This window comes from Marinobacter sp. H13, from assembly GCF_059072335.1.
On record NZ_JCACRU010000001.1, the window covers coordinates 337753 to 355145 of the forward strand.

Sequence of the window (17393 nt, forward strand, 5' to 3'; positions counted from 1 at the left end):
GACACCAATCACTCTTTGAGACCGGAGAAGTTAATGGGCAGGGAGACCCCCAGGGAGAAGTCCGGGGCATCCTCGGTAAGACCGATACCCAAACTCGTGTTTACAATGGTGGTATCACTGATACGGGTCCCCAGAGACATGCTCATAAACCCCGTCATCTGGTCCTGGGCGACGGCCTGGTCGCCATTCGTGAAGGTCAGGACGGTTTCGTCGCTGTAGCTGAGCTGGGCCGAGATGCTGAGAGAAATGTCGTAGGACAGGGAGTAGGCGAAACCGGCGGACCCGGAGAGCCCGAAGCCAGGGTCCACCTCTTCCAGAAGACGTGCACCACGCACCTGCTGCAGATCTTCAGCCGGCAAGTTATAGGTGGCGCTCACTGAGCCGAACACCACCACCGGATCCAGGACCTTGGACAGGCTCGCTCCACCCCCGATGGAATAGTAGCCACTGCCGGTGGACAGCTGCTCGTTGATGTCTATCTCGTAGGGGCTGACGCCGGTCTTTGTGGAGAGGGTTCCGAACAAGGTGGTCGACATCTTGCCTGGAACGTAGGCAAATGGCTGCCAGCGCCCGGTAAAAGAAATATCGCCAAAATCATAGATATTCAGCTCGTCCTGAGTGTCGTATTTGACGACCAGCGGAATACGGGTACCCACCGTCAGGTTGTCCAACAGGCCGTAATCGTAGGAAAAGGAATTGGTGAAGCTGTGGGTTGCCGACGGCACCACGTCCAGGTTTCTCACTGATCCATTGGTGATGGCCAGATCCAGCCGCTGGTCTGCCGTGTAGGAATAGTCGAACGAATAATTCAATGAATGGGAACCCTTCTTCTGCAGCGAATAGTTCTTCTCTGCAGCCTGGAACACCTCTTCAAGCTGTTGTGAAGCGTCCTCGTCTCCTTCCTGCTTGGCCAGCGCTTCCCGCGCCTGGTCCACACTCCCTTCCTGCGCCAGGGCCATGCCCGGAAGCAGACCTGCCGTGGAAACAAGGATAAAACCTCGCACAAACCAACGATTCATCCTGACTCCCTTATTTTATTTGTAGTGTTCCTGCCCCGGGGATTACCCGGCGAATTAGTTACGACGGTAGTGCAACTGCTTTCGGGTGTTTTCTACACTGCCGTCGGGATTGTTTTTCTGGCGTTCCAGCAGATTCTGGATCCGCCGCTGGGTGGACTCGTGAAACGCCGGTATCCTTTCCAGCGCCAGAAGGGTCATTGTCTGGTCATCCACAAAGCGAAGGTCTTCTTCCTTCAGCTCGAGGTTGTCCAGTGGCTTATCGCTGCCCGGGAAGACAATGAAGAGCACATTGTCGTCCCACTTTTCCTCGAACTGAGCCAGCGTGAAGGAGATATTCCCTAACGAGGGGTCTGCCAGATAGGCACGCCCGTCGCGAATCGTCCTCAACACCACGAAGTGTTTGAAACCCGCGTGATGGATGGGCACGATCGCCGGGTGATCAAGATCCTTGAGGTCATCAATCGTTGCCCGGAAGCCGCCTGAGGGATAACCGAGCGCTGTCACCAGTCGCTTCATATCCAGCATGGAAAAGGCGCGACGTTCCACGATACGTTCGCTTTCGCCGTAATGAAGCAGCCCCTCCATGACCTGACGTTCCGACAGGGTCCGACCCAGGTAGAAGTTCAGCACGGTGGTCAGCGCCGCGCTTCCACAGCTGTAGTCATAGGCCTGACGCACGATATTCCGGAACTTCTGTTCAACCAGAGGCTCCACCCTGACGTCGGAGCGCAATTCAACAGGACTGGAATCCACATCCTGCTCAATGACGATCTGGCCCTTCTCAAAAGGCTCCACCACGGTCGCTTCCTGCACCATGGTGAATGTAAGAATGGATCCAGCGAGCACCAGCAGCATGTCAGACGAAGTCCCTGTTTTTATTGGCCACGTTATTAAGCGGGTTACATGTTGTTACGGTAAGATACCGAAAAGCCTGCGCCCTTAAAGATAACTGTGCCTCAAATCTGTCGCTGCAGGAGGGGCCTTAGGAAGGGGATTTGAGAACTGTTTCATGACATGGATGGGAATCGGGAAGCAGGCCCGGTTGCCGGGCCTGCCGTTCAAAAGGTAAAGACCACGCCGAGTAACAGGTAGCTCAGGGCAGTTACCACGACAATGCCCATCAGATTGAGAGCAAACCCGGCTCTGATCATGTCGCTGATCTGCATGTGACCACTGGAGAACACGATGGCATTGGGTGGCGTGGCCACCGGCATCATGAAGGCACAGCTGGCCGCGATGGCGGCAGGCACAGTGAGTAGTAACGGTGACACGCCCTGACTCAGGGCCAGCGCCCCAGCAACGGCAGAAACGCCGCCGCGGTTGCGGTATTGCTGGTAACTTCGGTCAGAAAGATGATGATACCCGCCACCAGAACAATCATGACAAGGGTTGGCAGGGCGCCGGCCATGCCCAGCCCGAAGTCGCGCCGGGTCAGCCACCACCAGGCCAGGGCCAGCATGACAACCGTCACTGGAACCCCCAGCAACATCCATTGGGCAAAGCCCACAGAAATACCCTGGTTTTCGCTCAGGTAGGCCGCCAGCAAGGCATTTGGCGGTGTGCCGATAAGTGTGGCAATACCACCGATACTGGCGGAATAGGCGATAGCCAAAAGGAGGGCCGTGGCGTAACGCCGAATGCCCTCGGGATTGTCATTGCTGTTCATCATCGCCACCACCGACAGACCAATCGGCAGCATCATGATGGCTGTTGCAGTATTGCTGACCCACATGCTCAAAAACGCGGTTGCCAACATGAACCCGGCAATCTGCCGCCGGGGTTTACTGCCAACGGCCTTCAGCGTCATCAGGGCGATCCGGCGATGCAGGTTCCATCGCTGCATCGCAAGCCCGAGTGTGAAGCCCCCCCCCAGGAACAGGAAAATGATCGGATTGGCATAGGGCTCGGTGGCTTCACCAACCGTCCCGAGCCCGAGCGCGGGAACCAGCACGATTGGCAGCAAGGCAGTGGCGGGAATCGGAATGGCTTCGGTAGACCACCAGGTAGCCATCAGCAGCATCAACCCCAGCGCCGCCCAGGCTTCCGCGGCCATGGTTTCCGGAGGTGGGAGTATGATGGTTGCCAGCAGAAAGGCAGCCCCGAGGATCAGTCCAATGACCTGGCTGCGGGGCAGCCCCTCGGCCTGTTTGTCAGCGTTGAGCTCTTCGGACATACAGTTCTATTCCATCATTCAGACATTCAACATCAGCAGGCGGGCGAAACGTCAGAGCGCCTGAAGCTGGCGATCATGAAAACGCCCGAGCAGGATAAGAGCCAGAATGGCGCCGGACAAGGCCCAGGCCATATCCGACTGGGTATCCCAGACGTAGCCCTGTGTGCCCAGAAAGGCCTCGGCCGCTTCGTCACTGAGCAAGGCCACCCACCATTCAATCAGCTCGTAAAAGGCGCTTAGCGCCAGACAGAAACAGACGATGAAAAACGCCGCCCAGCGGCGACTGGAGAACACGTCGAAGCGAATGACCACTTCCCTGGCAATGATTGCCGGTATAAACCCCTGTGCCAGGTGGCCAAGCTTGTCGTAGTTATTGCGCTCCCAGTCAAACCAGTCCCGAAACCAGTCGAACAAAGGTACTTCCGCGTAGGTATAGTGCCCTCCAACCATCAGGATGACGGCGTGGACCAGAATCAGGAAATAGACAAGAGGCGTCAGGGGATAACGGAAGAAACACCAGACAACCAGCACAAAACCAATGACAGCGGGCAGGACTTCCAGCGCCCAGGTGGCCCGATCCCTGGGTCCGATGGCAGACCAGACAAAGACTGCAAGAAAGACCACCACCCAGACGGCGGGCGCAAATCGCAGGTTCATAGGTTTCCTTTTGTACGTGGTTATCCAGACGCACCGGCGCGCAGGAAGTGGCCATAGCCAGGCTCCCGGCCCAGGGCAGCTTCAACCTCACCATCCGTTACCGCGGGTCGGCCGTTGATCAGCACCTCTCTGATACAACCAGGCACCCGGTTGACCATTCTCTCCAGTCCGAAGTTTTCCATCTCGGCCCACTCAACCTGTTCCAGATCCTGATCAAGGCCACGGGGGTCCAGTACCGTTATATCCGCCCGGTCACCTTTCCTGATATGACCGGCATCAACACCAAGCCAGTCTGCCTGTTCGCCGGTCAGTCGATGTACGGCACGTTCCAGCGACATGACCGGCTCACTCTCCACATGGCTTTCGTAAACCAGCTTGAGAAACCGCAGAGGCAGATTGTAGAAGGCCATATTACGGATGTGGGCGCCGGCATCGGAAAAGGTGATCAGGGCACCGGGATTGGTGACCATTTTCCGGAGCCGATCCTTTCTGTGGTTGCCTACCGTGGTGAACCAGCGCAGTGAACGGCCATGGGCAACCACCATGTCGAGAAAGAAATCGACCACATGGATGCCACGGTCGGCCGCCAGCTCAGCAAAGTTGCGGCCAACCACGCTTTTATCCGGGCAGTCGAGAATAACGGCATCGCCGAAATCCCTCTGCCATACCCGGGGCGAGAGCTTTTCCTTATAGAATTTCCTGAATTTCCGTCGGTACTGTTCGTCCTTCAGAAGCTCGTTGCGCTCAAGCTGATCGCGGATATCGAGGGCCATTTCACCGGCGCCGAATTCTTCAAACAGTACGATATCCATACCATCGGCATAGACCGTGAACGGCGTTGGCAGGAGCTGCCAGCGGAAGTTGCCGCCAAAGCTGTTGGCCAGCCACCCCACAAGGCTGGCCATGGGTTTGACCGTGGGATTGCCTTTCAGATCGATCATGGCAATCAGAGTTGTTTTCAGGGGCTTTCTCAACCAACCCAGGGTCTCTTTCAGGTACTGGGTTACCTGCAGAGGATTGGCCGCATTGGGCGCGCCCTGATGCACCCGTCCGTATCGGCGCAAAAGAGCATTCAGGCGGCTGACCTCACGCCATCGGGCGTAGGTGCTCGGCAGACTCTTGGACCACTCCCGGTCACCATCCACCTTGTCCCATTTCAGGCACATGGTGGAAAGACCGAGAAAGCCCTCCTGCAGAGCCTCCTCAAGGAGGGCTTCCATTTGTCTTTGCTCTTCTGATGTCGGAGTCACGCCCCGGTCGGTGGCGCGATGCAGCCCCATAACGGCAGTTCTCAGATCACTGTGGCCGAGAAAGCTGATGACATTGGGCCCCAGTGGATGCTGGTCCATGAACGCCACCCACGCTTTTGGTGTCTGCCAGGACTTGTGCTGCTTCAGAATGGGCAGCACTTTTTCCCTCGGGACCGTTTCCACCCGGGTAAAAATATCCGAGGCGTCCTCCGGATCGGAACAGACCATGCTCAGGGAACAACTGCCGATCAGCACCGTGGTGACACCGTGACGCACGGATTCAGACAGGGACGGCGCTACCAGCAACTCGGCATCGTAATGGGTATGGGTATCGAGAAATCCCGGCGTTACCCAGCAACCGCTGGCGTCAATCGTGCGCGTCGCAAGGCCGGGTTCGGGCTGCTGGTCAAAGACTTCGGCAACCCGCCCATCTTTGATGCCAACATGGGCGATGCGTGAGGGGCCGCCGGTACCGTCAAAGTAGCGGCCGCCGAGAATAAGCGTATCGAACTGGTTCACCGTGCCAGTCTCCTTTTTGTTTTTATGTGCCGTCAGTCTAGCCAGCCAAACGTGATATGTCCTCTCATTTTAGCCGGCGGACCGTGCAATGCAGGCCATTAACGAAGACGGATACGGCTGCCGTCTTCAAGCTGACGATCCGGGTGTCGGACGACGTTGTCTGCCTCAGTCAATCCTTCCTGGATAACTGTATGAAATCCGTTTGTGCGACCGACCGACACGTCTGTCAGAACCGCAATGTCATCGACAACGCGGAATACCTGGTGCTGCCCATCAGTGACAAAGATGGCGGATTCCGGAACCTGAAGGACATTGTCGGAACGCCAGAGCAGAAACTCGGCGTCTACCCGATAGCCGTCCCCCAGGCTTTGCCAGGCATCAGCAGGACTGGTGATATCCGCAACTACCTGTACCCGCCTTTCTTCCACACCCAGGGCCGACACGTCCTCGAATCCAACCGGCTCAACGCGCCGGACCGTAGCGTCCAGGGTGCCGCCACCCCACCCGGTGAGGCGCGTCACCATACCGGGTTGGAGATTCACGGCATCAAAACTCAATACATCCACAACCACCTCAAGCGCCCCGGGATCCCCCAGTTCCAGAATGGCTTCACCGGCCTGAATCACACCCTCGCTTTTTCGAACAATTCCCAAAACAGAGCCGTTTACAGGGGACCTGACCGGCACACGTTCAACCGCTCCATCGCCGTTCGCACGCGCGGCAGACACCTCAAGGCGCGTTCGGGCCGCTGCCAGTTCGTGGGCCATCACTTCTTCGTCAAAGCGCGCGGAACGCAGAATGGCCTGGGTTCTGGCCGCAGTGGCCCGGGCCTGCTGCAAACGCTCGTCGGAAACAAAACGATCATCACTGAGTGCCTGGAGGCGGGCCAGCTCACGCACGGCGAGGTCTGCTTCAGCCTCGGCCGCCGCCACTTTTTGACGAGTGGAGTTCAGCGCCGAGCGGGCCGACTGCACCTTGGCCTCCGCTTCGGCCCGACTTCGGGCATCAAGGGTGCTGGCAGGCATGGGGTCAACCTCCGTCAGCAGCTCTCCCGGAATCACCGGATCCCCCACTTCCAGCAATACCCTGTGCAGATAGCCGGCAACCGGTGATGAAACCACGTATCGGTCACGCACCCGCGTTTTGCCCTCCTCCTTGATAGTGATTTCCATGGGGCCACGGGTTACCGGCGCCAGATCCACCCAGACCGGATCGGGTCGGATCGTGACCACAACTGCAACACTGGCGAGCATTACGAACACCCCCCAGAACAACCATTTTCCGGCAAACCCTTTTTTCGCCATAACCTCAGTTCACTCCCCGGTTGCTTTCGCACCTATTCCCGTGTTTTCAACACCGCTACAAGATCCAGCCGTTTCAGGCGCCACCAGGCAATAACCCCGGAAGCGATCGCCGATACCACCACGACCAACGCGGACATGCCAAGTGTCTGGCTGGTGATCGTCAAGGGCACCCGATACAGTTCGGTTTGCATGGCAGTAACGATCATGAGCGCCAGACCCTGGCCAGTCAGCCAACCGAGGGGAATACCCAGAAACAGCAAGAGCGCAACCTCTCCCAACAATATATGCGCAACTTCATTCTGGGTGTATCCCAGCACTCTCAGGCTCGCCAACTCCCGACCTTTTTCCGCCAGTGAAATCCGGATCGTGTTGTAGACCACTCCAAAAGCGATGATTCCGCCCATCAGGCTGTTGAAAAAGGTGAACGTCAGGAAGGTTCTCGCCAGGGTGTCGTAGAAGCTGTCGAGCATGGCCTGCCGGATGCTCAGGCCAAGCACTCCCGGGGTTTCGCGAAGACTGTTATAAACTTCCGAAGCCTTGTCCGGGTCCAGGTTGATCAGGGCCTGATTGATCAGGGGCCCGTCCCCCAGTGCCCGGTTGAGGGCATCCAGATCCATGTAGGCACCAACCCCGAGAAACTCGCTGGTGATACCGGCGACCGGAACCATAACCGTTCGGCGGTCGCCCTCCAGGAGCTCCAGCTGCAGAACATCTCCCGGACCGACACCCAGTTCATCGGCCAGAAAATCGGTCAACAACAACCCCTCCCTGGGGAGCGGAACCGGCTGCAGGTCACTGTCGATGACAAATTGCAGGCGCGCCTCGGAGGGTATTCCGGTGACTGCGCTTCGCCACTCCCGATGGCCGGAAACAAGACGTGCCGGGACCGAGCGTCGCCCCTCCACGTAACGTATCCCGGCTTGCCGCTGCAAGCCGAACAACGCCGCGCTGTTCACCGGATCAATAAAGGTCGCGGACAGATCCTGTTGCTGAACCCGTGCAAACTGCGTGTGGACCATCAGGGACACCGAGTCGAACTGGAAGTTTCCCACCATCACGATGGCAGTGGCCATAGCGACCCCAGTCATGGATAACAGGGTCCGAACCGGACGACGGGAGAGCTGGCGCACGATCATTCGGGAGGGCTGGGCGAAACGGATTCCCGAGAGCAGCTTTTCCACTATGGTCACCCGGTACCTGGCGGGCCCCTCAGGCCTCATGGCTTCAGCGGGTGGCAGTGCCGCTGCCTGCCTGATGGCTCGCCAGGCACCGAGCCAGGCGACCACAATTGTCATCAACCCCAGCAGCACAACCCATGCGGGGTCAATGCGAAACAACAGCCCCGGAAAGCGGTAATAATCCATGTACAGTTCGCCGAGAGAGCGTCCAAGCCATAGGCCAAGGCCAAGCCCCGCCAGCAAACCGATGACGGCAATCACGATGACCAGTTCGCTGTAATGCCAGGCGATCTGACGGTTGCTATAGCCGAAGGCCTTGAGTACCGCGACGATATCCCGTTGGGTGCTGATCAGACGGCCAATCACCACATTCAACAAAAACATGGCGACACTCATGAAAATGAGGGGGAAAACCGTCGCCATGGTTTTCAACTGATTGAGCTCGTCACTCAGAAAACGGTGGGAAAACTGGTCGTCCCGGCCAAAAGCCCCCGTTGCCCCATACCGGGCCAGCAATCGATCCAGAGCATCAATGACGGAGGCAGCAGAATGGCCAGGTTTGAGCGTTACCACCAGGCTGTTGAATGCGCCCCGCATGTCCATGGCGGATTCCAGGGCTTCCCTGTTCATCCACAGCACACCATAACGCCGATAATCAGGCAGCATGCCGCCAGGGGGAATGACGTATATGAACTCCGGTGACTCGACGATGCCAGTTATCGTAAGTTCCTGTCGCCGGCCGTTGATAATCGCCTCAAACTGATCACCCAGTACCAACTCATGCGCTTCGGCAAAGCTTCCGATGACCGCGACTTCCTGGCTGCGACCTGCCCCCGGAAGCCGCCCCTGACTGATAAACAAGCGATTGACCTCAGGCTGCCCCTCCGGAGGAATGGATACCAACCGGGCCGACACGGGATCCGCGAAGCCCGGCATCTCCAGTTTTGCGGCTCCCTCGACTCTCCCCTCGTACCTTGCTATGGCAGGTAATGAACCTAGTTCCTTGAGGGCATGGCGGGGCGCCCGTTTGACGGGGGCAAACACATCGGCAAACTGGTGCTGATCGTAGTACTGGGCTCTGGTCGCCAGTAACGATGAATAGTTCACCAGCGACATCACACAGACACCTACGCCTCCTGCGATCACCAGCGCGATGGCCAGTACCTGGCCCCGCATCTGCCAGAGCTCGCGCCGTAGTTTGGTATTCAGAACCGTGTTAAGACCTTTCGCGGCCATTTTTCTACCATTTGGCCCCGTTACCAGGACAGTGTCCGGGGATCCTGGCGACGTTCGTTACGGCGCTCACCACTGATGTTGCCGTCGGAGAGCGTGATCACGCGATCCCCCATGCCACCAATAGAGGCATTGTGGGTGATAATAACAGTGGTCGTGCCCGTCTCCCGGTTGGCTTTTTCCAGAGCTTCAAGAACCAGCACACCCGTGGCCGAATCCAGAGCTCCGGTCGGCTCATCGCAAAGAAGTACTTCCGGTCGTTTGGCAATGGCCCTGGCGATGGCAACCCTCTGCTGTTCACCACCGGAAAGCTGCGCGGGAAAGTGGTCGATGCGGCTCTTCAATCCAACCAGCTCAAGAGCTTCTTCGGGAGACATCGGATGGGACGCAATCTCGGTGACGGCCGCAACATTTTCCCGCGCGGTCAGGCTTGGAATGAGATTGTAGAACTGGAATACGAAACCAACATGCTCACGGCGGTAACGGGTCAGTTCGCGGTCGCCGGCAGTACTGAGATCAAAATCCCGATACCGGACTTCGCCGGTCGATGGCACATCCAGCCCGCCAAGAATGTTAAGGAGTGTGGATTTGCCAGAACCGGAAGCGCCCAGCATGACGACCAGTTCGCCGCCATAGAGATCCAGATCTACGCCACGGAGGGCATGAACCTGAACCTCCCCCTGATCATAGGTTTTCGTCAGGCCCCGGGTCTGGAATACGGCCGAGCCGGTCGTGGATGCCTGCAGTGGCTCCATGGTGTCACTCAGTCTTCGGCACAATCCACGCAAACCGTGGTATAGGGCAGAACCTGCAAGCGGCGTGGGTCAATGGCCTCGCCGCAGGATTCGCATTCGTCACCCACACCGTTATCAATCCGAGCCAGTGCATGTTCAATCTGAGCGAGTTCGGAACGGGTTTCGGTTTCCAGCGAATCGACCACTTCGTCGTTCTGGGTCTGGGTAGCCTGCTCCTCGAAATCCTTGTCTAACGCACCCCCTTCCCGATGCTGATGCGCCTCATAACGGGAAAGTCTGGCCGTCAGGTCGGCTCTCAGTGTTTCAAGTTCGGATTTCCGGTTGGTCATATGGCGCCTCCTGCCTTGCCGGGAAAACATGTTCCTACAGTAAAGCATAAGCTGAACCCGGGATTGATGCTTGTCAAAATTGCGTCACGCAGGATGAGGCAGAATAGAATTCCATCAAATCCATACGCAAAGGAGTTGTGACCATGAACACCGAGCTTTTCGAAAAAGCGACCCGTCTGAACGAAACCCTGTTCGAGCAATTTGGCAAGGCTGCAGAAATGCAGATGAACGCCTTCCGACGTTATGCCGATGTCACCATGGAGCAGGCTAAAAAGGTGTCTGAGGTCCGTGATCTGGAGAGCCTGAAAAGCCTGACTGGCGACCAGGCGGAGACCCTGAAATCACTGAGCGAGCAGTTCACCGCAGACTGGAAAGCCTGGCAGGACTACTTCAACGAAAGCAGGGAGCAGATTCAGAAGGTGTTCGAGAAAGCACCCGAGGCATCGGCCAAGCCCGGCCCGAAAACCGCCAAATAAGGGATAGTTATGTTCGGTCTGGATACGCTCGGGAAAGCCGTAGGTCAGCTCGTCAACGGCTTCGAAACCAACGTCCGCCAGGGACAGCAGCAACTGGAGAAAGCATTGGGAGATGCTGGCGTCCTGGATGCGGCAACGCTCTCCACGATAACGGAAATGTCCGATGCCTACCGCACAATGGCCGAGGACCTGCTCCTGCACCCGCTCCGGTTTGCAGGAGCGGAACTGGATCTGGCCCGCAAACATGCCGCGCTGGGGTACTACACCCTTGCACGGCTCGTGGGCAAGCATAAGAAGCCCGTTGTCGAACCAGAGGCCGACGACCGACGCTTCCAGGCCGAGGAGTGGCACAAGCATCTACCTTTTGATGTGCTCCACCAGGCCTATCTGATCAACTCACAGGCCTTTCTGAACTGGGCGGCCGGCATGGAAGGGATTCCCCCGGCAGGACGGGACCAGATGCTGTTCTACGCCCGACACCTGACCAGTGCACTGTCGCCATCGAATTTCCCCGCTACGAATCCGGAAGTGCTCAGGATTACCTGGGAACGCAAAGGGATGAACCTGATCGACGGTGGACGGCAGCTGATCGAAGACCTGCGGCAGAATCCTTCCCTGTTCAATGTTGGGATGACAGATCGCTCTGCCTTTGAGGTGGGACGTAACCTGGCAACTACCCCTGGCAAGGTCGTGTTCCAGAACGAACTGATGCAGTTGATCCAGTACTCGCCAACAACAGAGACCGTCAGCAAACGCCCGTTGCTGATTGTTCCGCCATGGATCAACAAGTACTACATCCTGGACCTCACCGCCAGGAACTCCTTTATCCAGTGGTTGGTCAACCAGGGACAGACTGTTTTTATTGTTTCCTGGCGAAATCCCGGGCCCTCCCTGCGGGACAAAGGCTGGGAAGACTACATGGAACTCGGGCCACTGGCGGCCATGGATGCGGTTACCGAAGCCACCGGCGAAGACCAGATGAATCTGATCGGCTATTGCATCGGTGGCACCCTGCTGGGCTCAACATTGGCCTGGCTCAAGAAAAAAGGCCGTAATCCGGTAGCCAGTGCTACCTATCTGACGACACTTCTGGACTTCTCGGACCCTGGCGGAATCGGTGTCTTCATCAACGATCACTCGATCCGGGGTATTGAGAAAATGCTGGAGCGCAAGGGCTACCTGGACGGTCGCGCTATGGCGTTCACGTTTAACCTGTTGAGAGAAAACGAGCTGTTCTGGTCGTTCTGGACCAATAACTACCTTAAAGGCCAGAAGCCCGAGGCTTTTGACCTGCTCTACTGGAACACCGACGGCACCAACCTGCCAGCGCGAATGCACAGTTACTATCTGCGCCAGATGTACCTGAATAATCGTCTGGTGAAGCCAGATTCCCTGAATCTGCTGGGCGAGTCCATCAACCTGTCCGAAATCGATGTACCCTCGTTTTTCCTGTCCGCCAGACAGGATCACATCGCCAAATGGAAAACCACCTACAAAGGGGCGCTGGCCCACGGCGGTGATGTCCGCTTTGTGCTCTCCGGCTCCGGCCATATCGCTGGCGTGATCAACCCGCCCTACAAGGAAAAGTACGGCTACTGGACCAATGACACCCTGGTGCCGGATGCAGACACCTGGTTCGAGAAGTCCGAACACCATCCGGGATCCTGGTGGCCTCACTGGCTCGAGTGGATTGCCCGTTTCTCAGACGGCGACGTGCCGGCTCGCATCCCCGGCGAAGGGAAACTTCCTGCGATTGAGGATGCACCCGGCAGCTACGTCAAAGTTAAAGCTGCCGAGGCCGTGAAGCAGTAGAGCTCTGCGTGGCCCGCATTCCTGCGGGCCAACGTATCTCGCCCCGCTTCCGCCGTTGTGGCACTATGGCCCGCTTGATGAACGGCGGAGAACCTCCCGATGTTTTATACCACCCTCGCGGCGATCGTGGTCGCCATGATCCTGTTTGCCTGGCTCGGACTGAGAGCCCGTCTCGCCGACGGCGGACTGGATGACTATGTAACGGCAAGAAACAGTCAGGGAGCCAGGGCCCTCGGACTGTCTTTCCTCGCTTCCGGCATGGGCGGCTGGATACTGTTTGCCCCGCCTGAGGTTGGCGCACTGGTTGGCCCTCTGGCTCTGGCTGGCTATGCCCTGGGCGCCGCCTTGCCGTTTATCGTGTTCGCTTTCTGTGGCCCCGCTATTCGCCGCTTCCTTCCGGAAGGACGCAGCATCGGCGAATTCGCCAACGCCTGTTATGGCAATGGCGTACGCCGCTACGTTTCGACGATCTCGGTGCTCTACATGCTTTGCTTTCTCACCGCGGAGCTTACTGCCATTGGTGCCATAACGTCGCTGCTTTCCGGTATTGATGGCGGCATTGTGGTCATTGGCGTTGCCATAACCACGCTGGTATACACCGCTGTCGGTGGTCTCAGGGCCAGCATCGTTACCGACCAATGGCAGGCACTGTTACTGATCGGCTTGCTGGCTATCGTCAGTTTTGTTGCCGTAGGCAAGCTTCCGGACGCAGCACCCGCAGCGCTACCGGATATCCCTGCGTCGGCAGCCCTGAGCGTGGCGCTGACTCTGGTGATTGCCGTCACCGCCGCCAACCTTTTCCACCAGGGATACTGGCAGCGTTTATGGTCGGCTCGTGATACGGACGCCCTGAGCCGCGGCGCGTTGCTGGGCGGCGTGGTTACCATCGCCGTTGTCGCCGTGGTTGGCGGGCTGGGAATACTGGCGGCCATGAGCGGCGCCGACCTGGGCAGCCCGCCGATTCCGTTTTTTGCCTTGCTTGCTGATGCGCCGGCCTGGCTCGCTTTACCGGCCCTGATCCTGGCCATCACACTCGTGGCATCCTCGGTGGATACCCTGCAGAACGCACTTGCGTCGCTGGCGGTTACCGAAAAACAGGGGTTGTCCATTGTCAGTGCCCGATGGTTTACCGTGCTGCTGATGATTCCTGTGGTTCTGGTGGCACTTCAGGGGATTTCCGTGCTGCGGCTATTTTTGATCGCAGACCTGCTTTGCGCCACGGCGGTTCTGCCTGTACTGATGGGGCTCTGGGGAAAAATGACCACGAGGGCGGCGATCCTGGGCTGTCTGGCGGGACTTTTCGGCGCGATTCTGCCCGGATGGATTACCGGTGGCAGCCTGATGGCCGGATTGGAAGCTGCCAGCTTCCCCGGCAGCATTCCCACCCTGATGCCTTTCGTTGGTGCCCTGGTAGGCTCCGGACTGGTCAGTGTCGTGATCGCGACCACAACCCGGAAACGCTAAGCGGCATCCTTGCTGTCCAGCGCCCTAGCTGGACAGCAATTCGATCGGATAACGGATCTTGGTTTGATCAACGCCCGGTCGGGCCCCGAAATCCACCAACCTCAGACGATTGCAGATCTTGCTCTCCAGCGCCGGCTCATTGAGTGTAGATTCCACCACCGAACAACTCGATACTGCACCGTTCGGCTCAATGACCAACTCCGGGGTAATACTTCCCTGCAGCGACGGTTTGCGCCGAAGCTCCCGGTTGTAGATGCTGTAGATCGCGGATTTGTTGGCATCCATGGTCCGGCGCAACTCTTCCTTGCTCCGGGTTCTGGCCGCAGTTTCCTGCTGTTCCTTGCGTGCCGCCTCTTTCACCGCAGCAACTCTCTCTGCTTCGGCAACTTCCGCGCGCTGACGCTCGGCCAGGGCGACCTGACCGGCCTCCCGGTTGAGCACTTCCTCGTTCACCCCACTGCTCTTCGCGCTCGCGGTCGCGCGCGAGGCCAAAGTATCACCGGTTTTTCGGGCAATAGGTTCCGCCGTATTGGCAACCGGGCCATCCAGCTTGACCGACTCTGCCAGCGAGCTGAGCTTTTTAAGTTCGTTCCCCATTGCCAGAATACCGGTATTCTTTGCCTTCTCCCGCGCCTTGGCGACCTCTTCAGGCTTGGGTTCTGGCTTGGGCTCCGGTTTTTCGGCTACCTGAGGCTCCGGCTCGGGTTCCGGCATCACCGGTTCAGGAACCGGCTCCGGCTTGGGCTCTGGTTTGGCCTGCTCCACCGGCTTTTCCTCAGGCTTCGGCGGTTCGGGCTCCGGCTCGGGCATCACCGGTTTTGGGGGCTCCTTTTTCTCGATGATCAGCTTGGCCAGCTGAGGCGGCAGAGCTTCCTGTTCCTGCCTGTCACGTTCTGGCAGCTCTACCCAGCTGACATAACCTGCAATTGCAAGGAACAATGGCATCACAAAAACAGCGGCGGCCAACAACCGCTTACGTTCACCACGCTCCTGATTCCAGGGCAATCCGTACCGATAATCCATCATGGTCAGGCTCCCTGTTCCGCACGCTGATTAACCGCCAGGGAAATACTGGCGTAACCGGCGTCCACACAGGTGGACATGATTTTTTTCAGCAGCTCGTAGGGCAGTTCGCGGTCTGCAAGAATGGTAATGGGTCGACCCGCATCCGGGGCAGGTGCCGACGAGCGACTGGCCTGATAGTCCAGTTCCTGCTTCAGGGCAGGCTCCACCTGTCCGTCAAACGTCTGGAAGGCGTCGCGTTTCACTACCAGCCGACCGTTCACCAGGATATCCCGGTCTGTGACGGTCAGGGCCAAGACATCACCAGGGGGTTGCTGAGCGGTGGAATCCGGCAGTTTGATAGTGTTGTTCTGGTTCAATACCTGTACGTCGGAGGAGGAGTTCACCATCAGGAAGAACACCAGGATGGTGAAGATATCCATCAATGAGACCAGGTTCATCTTTCCCTGGCTTTTATTGCGCCGGTAATGGCGTTTCTGGCGGCGGGCCTTGGCAGATTCTTTCATGAACTCACCTCCGCGGATCCCGAAGGCTGTGCGGGCGCATCGCCGAGAGAGATCTCGGGGAACAGCTCCGCTTCAACCACACTACCAGCCACAACCGCCTCGTATGAGCGCACCGTGTCCATCACCGAGACCAGAGACTGATAGGACGTCTGCCGGGACGGCATAATAATCACATCCTTTTTGTCGGGCACACGGCTCTTGATTTCCTTCATGACATCCTTGAGCAGAACGAAATCATACTCGCCCTCGCGCTGGGGGATGTTCTTGATGACGCCGCCCTGGTTATCCGCAACGACCAGGCGATCCTCATAGATCACCACCTGGATCTGCAGCTCTTCCGCCTGCTGGGCCGACAGGCTCTCACCGGTCGGGAAGTTGAGTTCCAGAACGCTGGTGTGGGCGAACACCATATTCAGCAGCAGTACCGGCACCAGCACAATCATGAGATTCATGAAGGGCGTGATGTCGAGATCGGCCTCACTTTGTAGGCGACGATGCTTCCGTCTCATGGCCTGACATCCTTCTGGCTGGTTATCAGGCCGGGCTACCGGCCGGAGTCGCTACCTGTGCCGGCGAAGCGGCATTCTGTCCTTGTGGTTGAGCGGCGGTCTTACTCCCGGAACCATCGCTGAGGAGGTTCAGGACCTTGATGCCCGCCATCTCAAAGCTGTCGACGATCTCATTGGTCTTGGTCTGCAGCAGTGAGTGGATCAGCAGCATGGGAATAGCAGACATAAGGCCGAAGGCGGTGGTGTTCATGGCAACCGAGATACTCTGGGACAGAAGGCTCGCCTTCTGGGCCGGATCCGCTGCAGCTACCGCCGTAAACGCTGCAATCAACCCGATAATCGTACCCAGCAGGCCAAGCAGCGTGGCAATGTTGGCCAGCGTTGCCAGATACTGGGTGCGCTTTTCCAAACGCGGCATCACATCCAGCAACCCCTCTTCCATCGCGTATTCGATCTCTTCACGAATCTGGCGGCGGGCCAGGCGCTGAAGGCCGAAGCCGATCATGGTCGACATGGCACTACCGGATTCCTGGGTGTAGTTCAGGGCGCCCTTCAGGTCACGCTTGGCGATCATCTGATGCAGGCGGTTGAAGTCCCGACGGTTGGTCAGTTTCTGGGCGGAAAGGTAAACGTAACGTTCAATGGCAACAATGAGTCCGACAATCAGCACAACTGCAATCGGAAACATAAAAAAGCCACCTTCCTGGAAGAAGCGAACGGCGGTATCGATCATTTTCTGGGCACTCCATGGTCCGGTTTTCAGATCAGTCTAAGCGCGTCACTCCCCTGCAAGGGTAAGTTCGCGAAAGTCTGTGTGAGGGTTTGTTTAATCTTGCGCAGGAACACACTCATGACGTGACAGGCATCACACTCTACTGCCCTGTGCTGGCCTGGGTCTGTTTGATAAACGCTTCGTGGTACTTGATAAAACGCTGGAACTCATAGCGTTCCAATGGCCGGAGACCCTGATCAACCATCAGGCGTTCTTCTGGCGCACGCAACTCGTCCACTTCCGGTGGCTGCCAGGGCACCAGATACATCACCGTAGGCACTTCCTGATCGCCACGGATTCGCGTGCCCTCAATGGTAACCACACCCGGGGCGTCCTGGGCGAAGACCATCGGCGCCGTGGGCAACAGGGCGGAAACTGCCAGAGCGATTAGCGCGAGACGTTTCATATCACATA

General features: G+C 57.9%; 16 protein-coding genes and 1 pseudogene. 3 read left to right on the forward strand and 14 right to left on the reverse strand.

The genetic code is table 11. The annotated features are described in order from the left end of the window. Positions 1–8 precede the first annotated feature (8 nt). The 9 genes and pseudogenes from AC5JQH_RS01615 to AC5JQH_RS01655 all read right to left on the reverse strand — a co-directional run bounded on the left by AC5JQH_RS01615 (position 9) and on the right by AC5JQH_RS01655 (position 10417). Positions 9–1019 carry a hypothetical protein gene (locus tag AC5JQH_RS01615; RefSeq protein ID WP_008174703.1) on the reverse strand — a complete coding sequence of 337 codons (1011 nt, stop codon included), beginning with the start codon at positions 1017–1019 and terminating at the stop codon, positions 9–11. 54 nt (positions 1020–1073) lie between these two features. Continuing rightward, positions 1074–1874, reverse strand: a complete 801-nt coding sequence (locus AC5JQH_RS01620; protein WP_008174701.1) for a C39 family peptidase — start codon at positions 1872–1874, stop codon at positions 1074–1076. A gap of 203 nt (positions 1875–2077) precedes the next feature. Next, positions 2078–3192 (reverse strand): annotated as a pseudogene (locus AC5JQH_RS01625) (SLC13 family permease). A 51-nt stretch (positions 3193–3243) separates the two neighbouring features. Continuing rightward, positions 3244–3849: a DUF2238 domain-containing protein gene (locus AC5JQH_RS01630; protein WP_008174699.1), complete on the reverse strand. Its 606-nt coding sequence runs from the start codon at positions 3847–3849 to the stop codon at positions 3244–3246. A 20-nt stretch (positions 3850–3869) separates the two neighbouring features. Next, positions 3870–5618, reverse strand: a complete 1749-nt coding sequence (locus tag AC5JQH_RS01635; protein ID WP_008174695.1) for an N-acyl-D-amino-acid deacylase family protein — start codon at positions 5616–5618, stop codon at positions 3870–3872. 98 nt (positions 5619–5716) lie between these two features. Then, positions 5717–6922 carry an efflux RND transporter periplasmic adaptor subunit gene (locus AC5JQH_RS01640; protein WP_008174693.1) on the reverse strand — a complete coding sequence of 402 codons (1206 nt, stop codon included), beginning with the start codon at positions 6920–6922 and terminating at the stop codon, positions 5717–5719. A gap of 32 nt (positions 6923–6954) precedes the next feature. After that, positions 6955–9336 carry an ABC transporter permease gene (locus AC5JQH_RS01645; RefSeq protein WP_273070458.1) on the reverse strand — a complete coding sequence of 794 codons (2382 nt, stop codon included), beginning with the start codon at positions 9334–9336 and terminating at the stop codon, positions 6955–6957. 20 nt (positions 9337–9356) lie between these two features. Continuing rightward, positions 9357–10088, reverse strand: a complete 732-nt coding sequence (locus AC5JQH_RS01650) for an ABC transporter ATP-binding protein (RefSeq protein ID WP_273070460.1) — start codon at positions 10086–10088, stop codon at positions 9357–9359. Positions 10089–10096: 8 nt separating this feature from the next. Next, entirely contained in the window at positions 10097–10417 is a 321-nt protein-coding gene (locus AC5JQH_RS01655; RefSeq protein ID WP_008174687.1) for a TraR/DksA family transcriptional regulator, read from the reverse strand. A gap of 143 nt (positions 10418–10560) precedes the next feature. Here AC5JQH_RS01655 and AC5JQH_RS01660 point away from each other — a divergent pair, with 143 nt between their 5' ends. The 3 genes from AC5JQH_RS01660 to AC5JQH_RS01670 all read left to right on the forward strand — a co-directional run bounded on the left by AC5JQH_RS01660 (position 10561) and on the right by AC5JQH_RS01670 (position 14169). Further along, positions 10561–10893 (forward strand): phasin family protein, encoded by a 333-nt coding sequence (locus tag AC5JQH_RS01660; RefSeq protein WP_008174685.1) that lies wholly within the window; start codon positions 10561–10563, stop codon positions 10891–10893. Between the two features lie 9 nt (positions 10894–10902). Next, positions 10903–12705, forward strand: a complete 1803-nt coding sequence (locus tag AC5JQH_RS01665) for a PHA/PHB synthase family protein (RefSeq protein ID WP_493805207.1) — start codon at positions 10903–10905, stop codon at positions 12703–12705. Positions 12706–12804: 99 nt separating this feature from the next. Beyond that, entirely contained in the window at positions 12805–14169 is a 1365-nt protein-coding gene (locus AC5JQH_RS01670; protein WP_008174680.1) for a sodium:solute symporter family transporter, read from the forward strand. Between the two features lie 24 nt (positions 14170–14193). Here AC5JQH_RS01670 and AC5JQH_RS01675 read toward each other — a convergent pair whose 3' ends face one another. The 5 genes from AC5JQH_RS01675 to AC5JQH_RS01695 all read right to left on the reverse strand — a co-directional run bounded on the left by AC5JQH_RS01675 (position 14194) and on the right by AC5JQH_RS01695 (position 17385). After that, a complete protein-coding gene (locus AC5JQH_RS01675; RefSeq protein WP_008174678.1) occupies positions 14194–15195 on the reverse strand; it encodes an AgmX/PglI C-terminal domain-containing protein in 1002 nt (333 codons plus the stop codon). 2 nt (positions 15196–15197) lie between these two features. Further along, entirely contained in the window at positions 15198–15698 is a 501-nt protein-coding gene (locus tag AC5JQH_RS01680; RefSeq protein ID WP_008174676.1) for an ExbD/TolR family protein, read from the reverse strand. Beyond that, positions 15695–16207, reverse strand: coding sequence for an ExbD/TolR family protein (locus AC5JQH_RS01685; RefSeq protein WP_008174674.1), 513 nt, complete (start codon positions 16205–16207; stop codon positions 15695–15697). The genes AC5JQH_RS01680 and AC5JQH_RS01685 overlap by 4 nt, the downstream gene beginning before the upstream one ends. Positions 16208–16232: 25 nt before the next feature. Beyond that, positions 16233–16940, reverse strand: a complete 708-nt coding sequence (locus AC5JQH_RS01690; RefSeq protein ID WP_493805208.1) for a MotA/TolQ/ExbB proton channel family protein — start codon at positions 16938–16940, stop codon at positions 16233–16235. A gap of 139 nt (positions 16941–17079) precedes the next feature. Beyond that, entirely contained in the window at positions 17080–17385 is a 306-nt protein-coding gene (locus AC5JQH_RS01695; RefSeq protein ID WP_008174672.1) for a hypothetical protein, read from the reverse strand. Positions 17386–17393 lie beyond the last annotated feature (8 nt).

Excerpts from the sequence above, each read along its gene's own strand:
- AC5JQH_RS01680 (WP_008174676.1), bottom strand. The coding sequence starts at position 15,698 with ATGAAAGAATCTGCCAAGGCCCGCCGCCAGAAACGCCATTACCGGCGC.
- AC5JQH_RS01645 (WP_273070458.1), bottom strand. The coding sequence starts at position 9,336 with ATGGCCGCGAAAGGTCTTAACACGGTTCTGAATACCAAACTACGGCGC.
- AC5JQH_RS01655 (WP_008174687.1), bottom strand. The coding sequence starts at position 10,417 with ATGACCAACCGGAAATCCGAACTTGAAACACTGAGAGCCGACCTGACG.
- AC5JQH_RS01615 (WP_008174703.1), bottom strand. The coding sequence starts at position 1,019 with ATGAATCGTTGGTTTGTGCGAGGTTTTATCCTTGTTTCCACGGCAGGT.
- AC5JQH_RS01665 (WP_493805207.1), top strand. The coding sequence starts at position 10,903 with ATGTTCGGTCTGGATACGCTCGGGAAAGCCGTAGGTCAGCTCGTCAAC.
- AC5JQH_RS01640 (WP_008174693.1), bottom strand. The coding sequence starts at position 6,922 with ATGGCGAAAAAAGGGTTTGCCGGAAAATGGTTGTTCTGGGGGGTGTTC.
- AC5JQH_RS01685 (WP_008174674.1), bottom strand. The coding sequence starts at position 16,207 with ATGAGACGGAAGCATCGTCGCCTACAAAGTGAGGCCGATCTCGACATC.
- AC5JQH_RS01660 (WP_008174685.1), top strand. The coding sequence starts at position 10,561 with ATGAACACCGAGCTTTTCGAAAAAGCGACCCGTCTGAACGAAACCCTG.
- AC5JQH_RS01630 (WP_008174699.1), bottom strand. The coding sequence starts at position 3,849 with ATGAACCTGCGATTTGCGCCCGCCGTCTGGGTGGTGGTCTTTCTTGCA.
- AC5JQH_RS01650 (WP_273070460.1), bottom strand. The coding sequence starts at position 10,088 with ATGGAGCCACTGCAGGCATCCACGACCGGCTCGGCCGTATTCCAGACC.
- AC5JQH_RS01620 (WP_008174701.1), bottom strand. The coding sequence starts at position 1,874 with ATGCTGCTGGTGCTCGCTGGATCCATTCTTACATTCACCATGGTGCAG.
- AC5JQH_RS01675 (WP_008174678.1), bottom strand. The coding sequence starts at position 15,195 with ATGATGGATTATCGGTACGGATTGCCCTGGAATCAGGAGCGTGGTGAA.
- AC5JQH_RS01670 (WP_008174680.1), top strand. The coding sequence starts at position 12,805 with ATGTTTTATACCACCCTCGCGGCGATCGTGGTCGCCATGATCCTGTTT.
- AC5JQH_RS01695 (WP_008174672.1), bottom strand. The coding sequence starts at position 17,385 with ATGAAACGTCTCGCGCTAATCGCTCTGGCAGTTTCCGCCCTGTTGCCC.
- AC5JQH_RS01690 (WP_493805208.1), bottom strand. The coding sequence starts at position 16,940 with ATGATCGATACCGCCGTTCGCTTCTTCCAGGAAGGTGGCTTTTTTATG.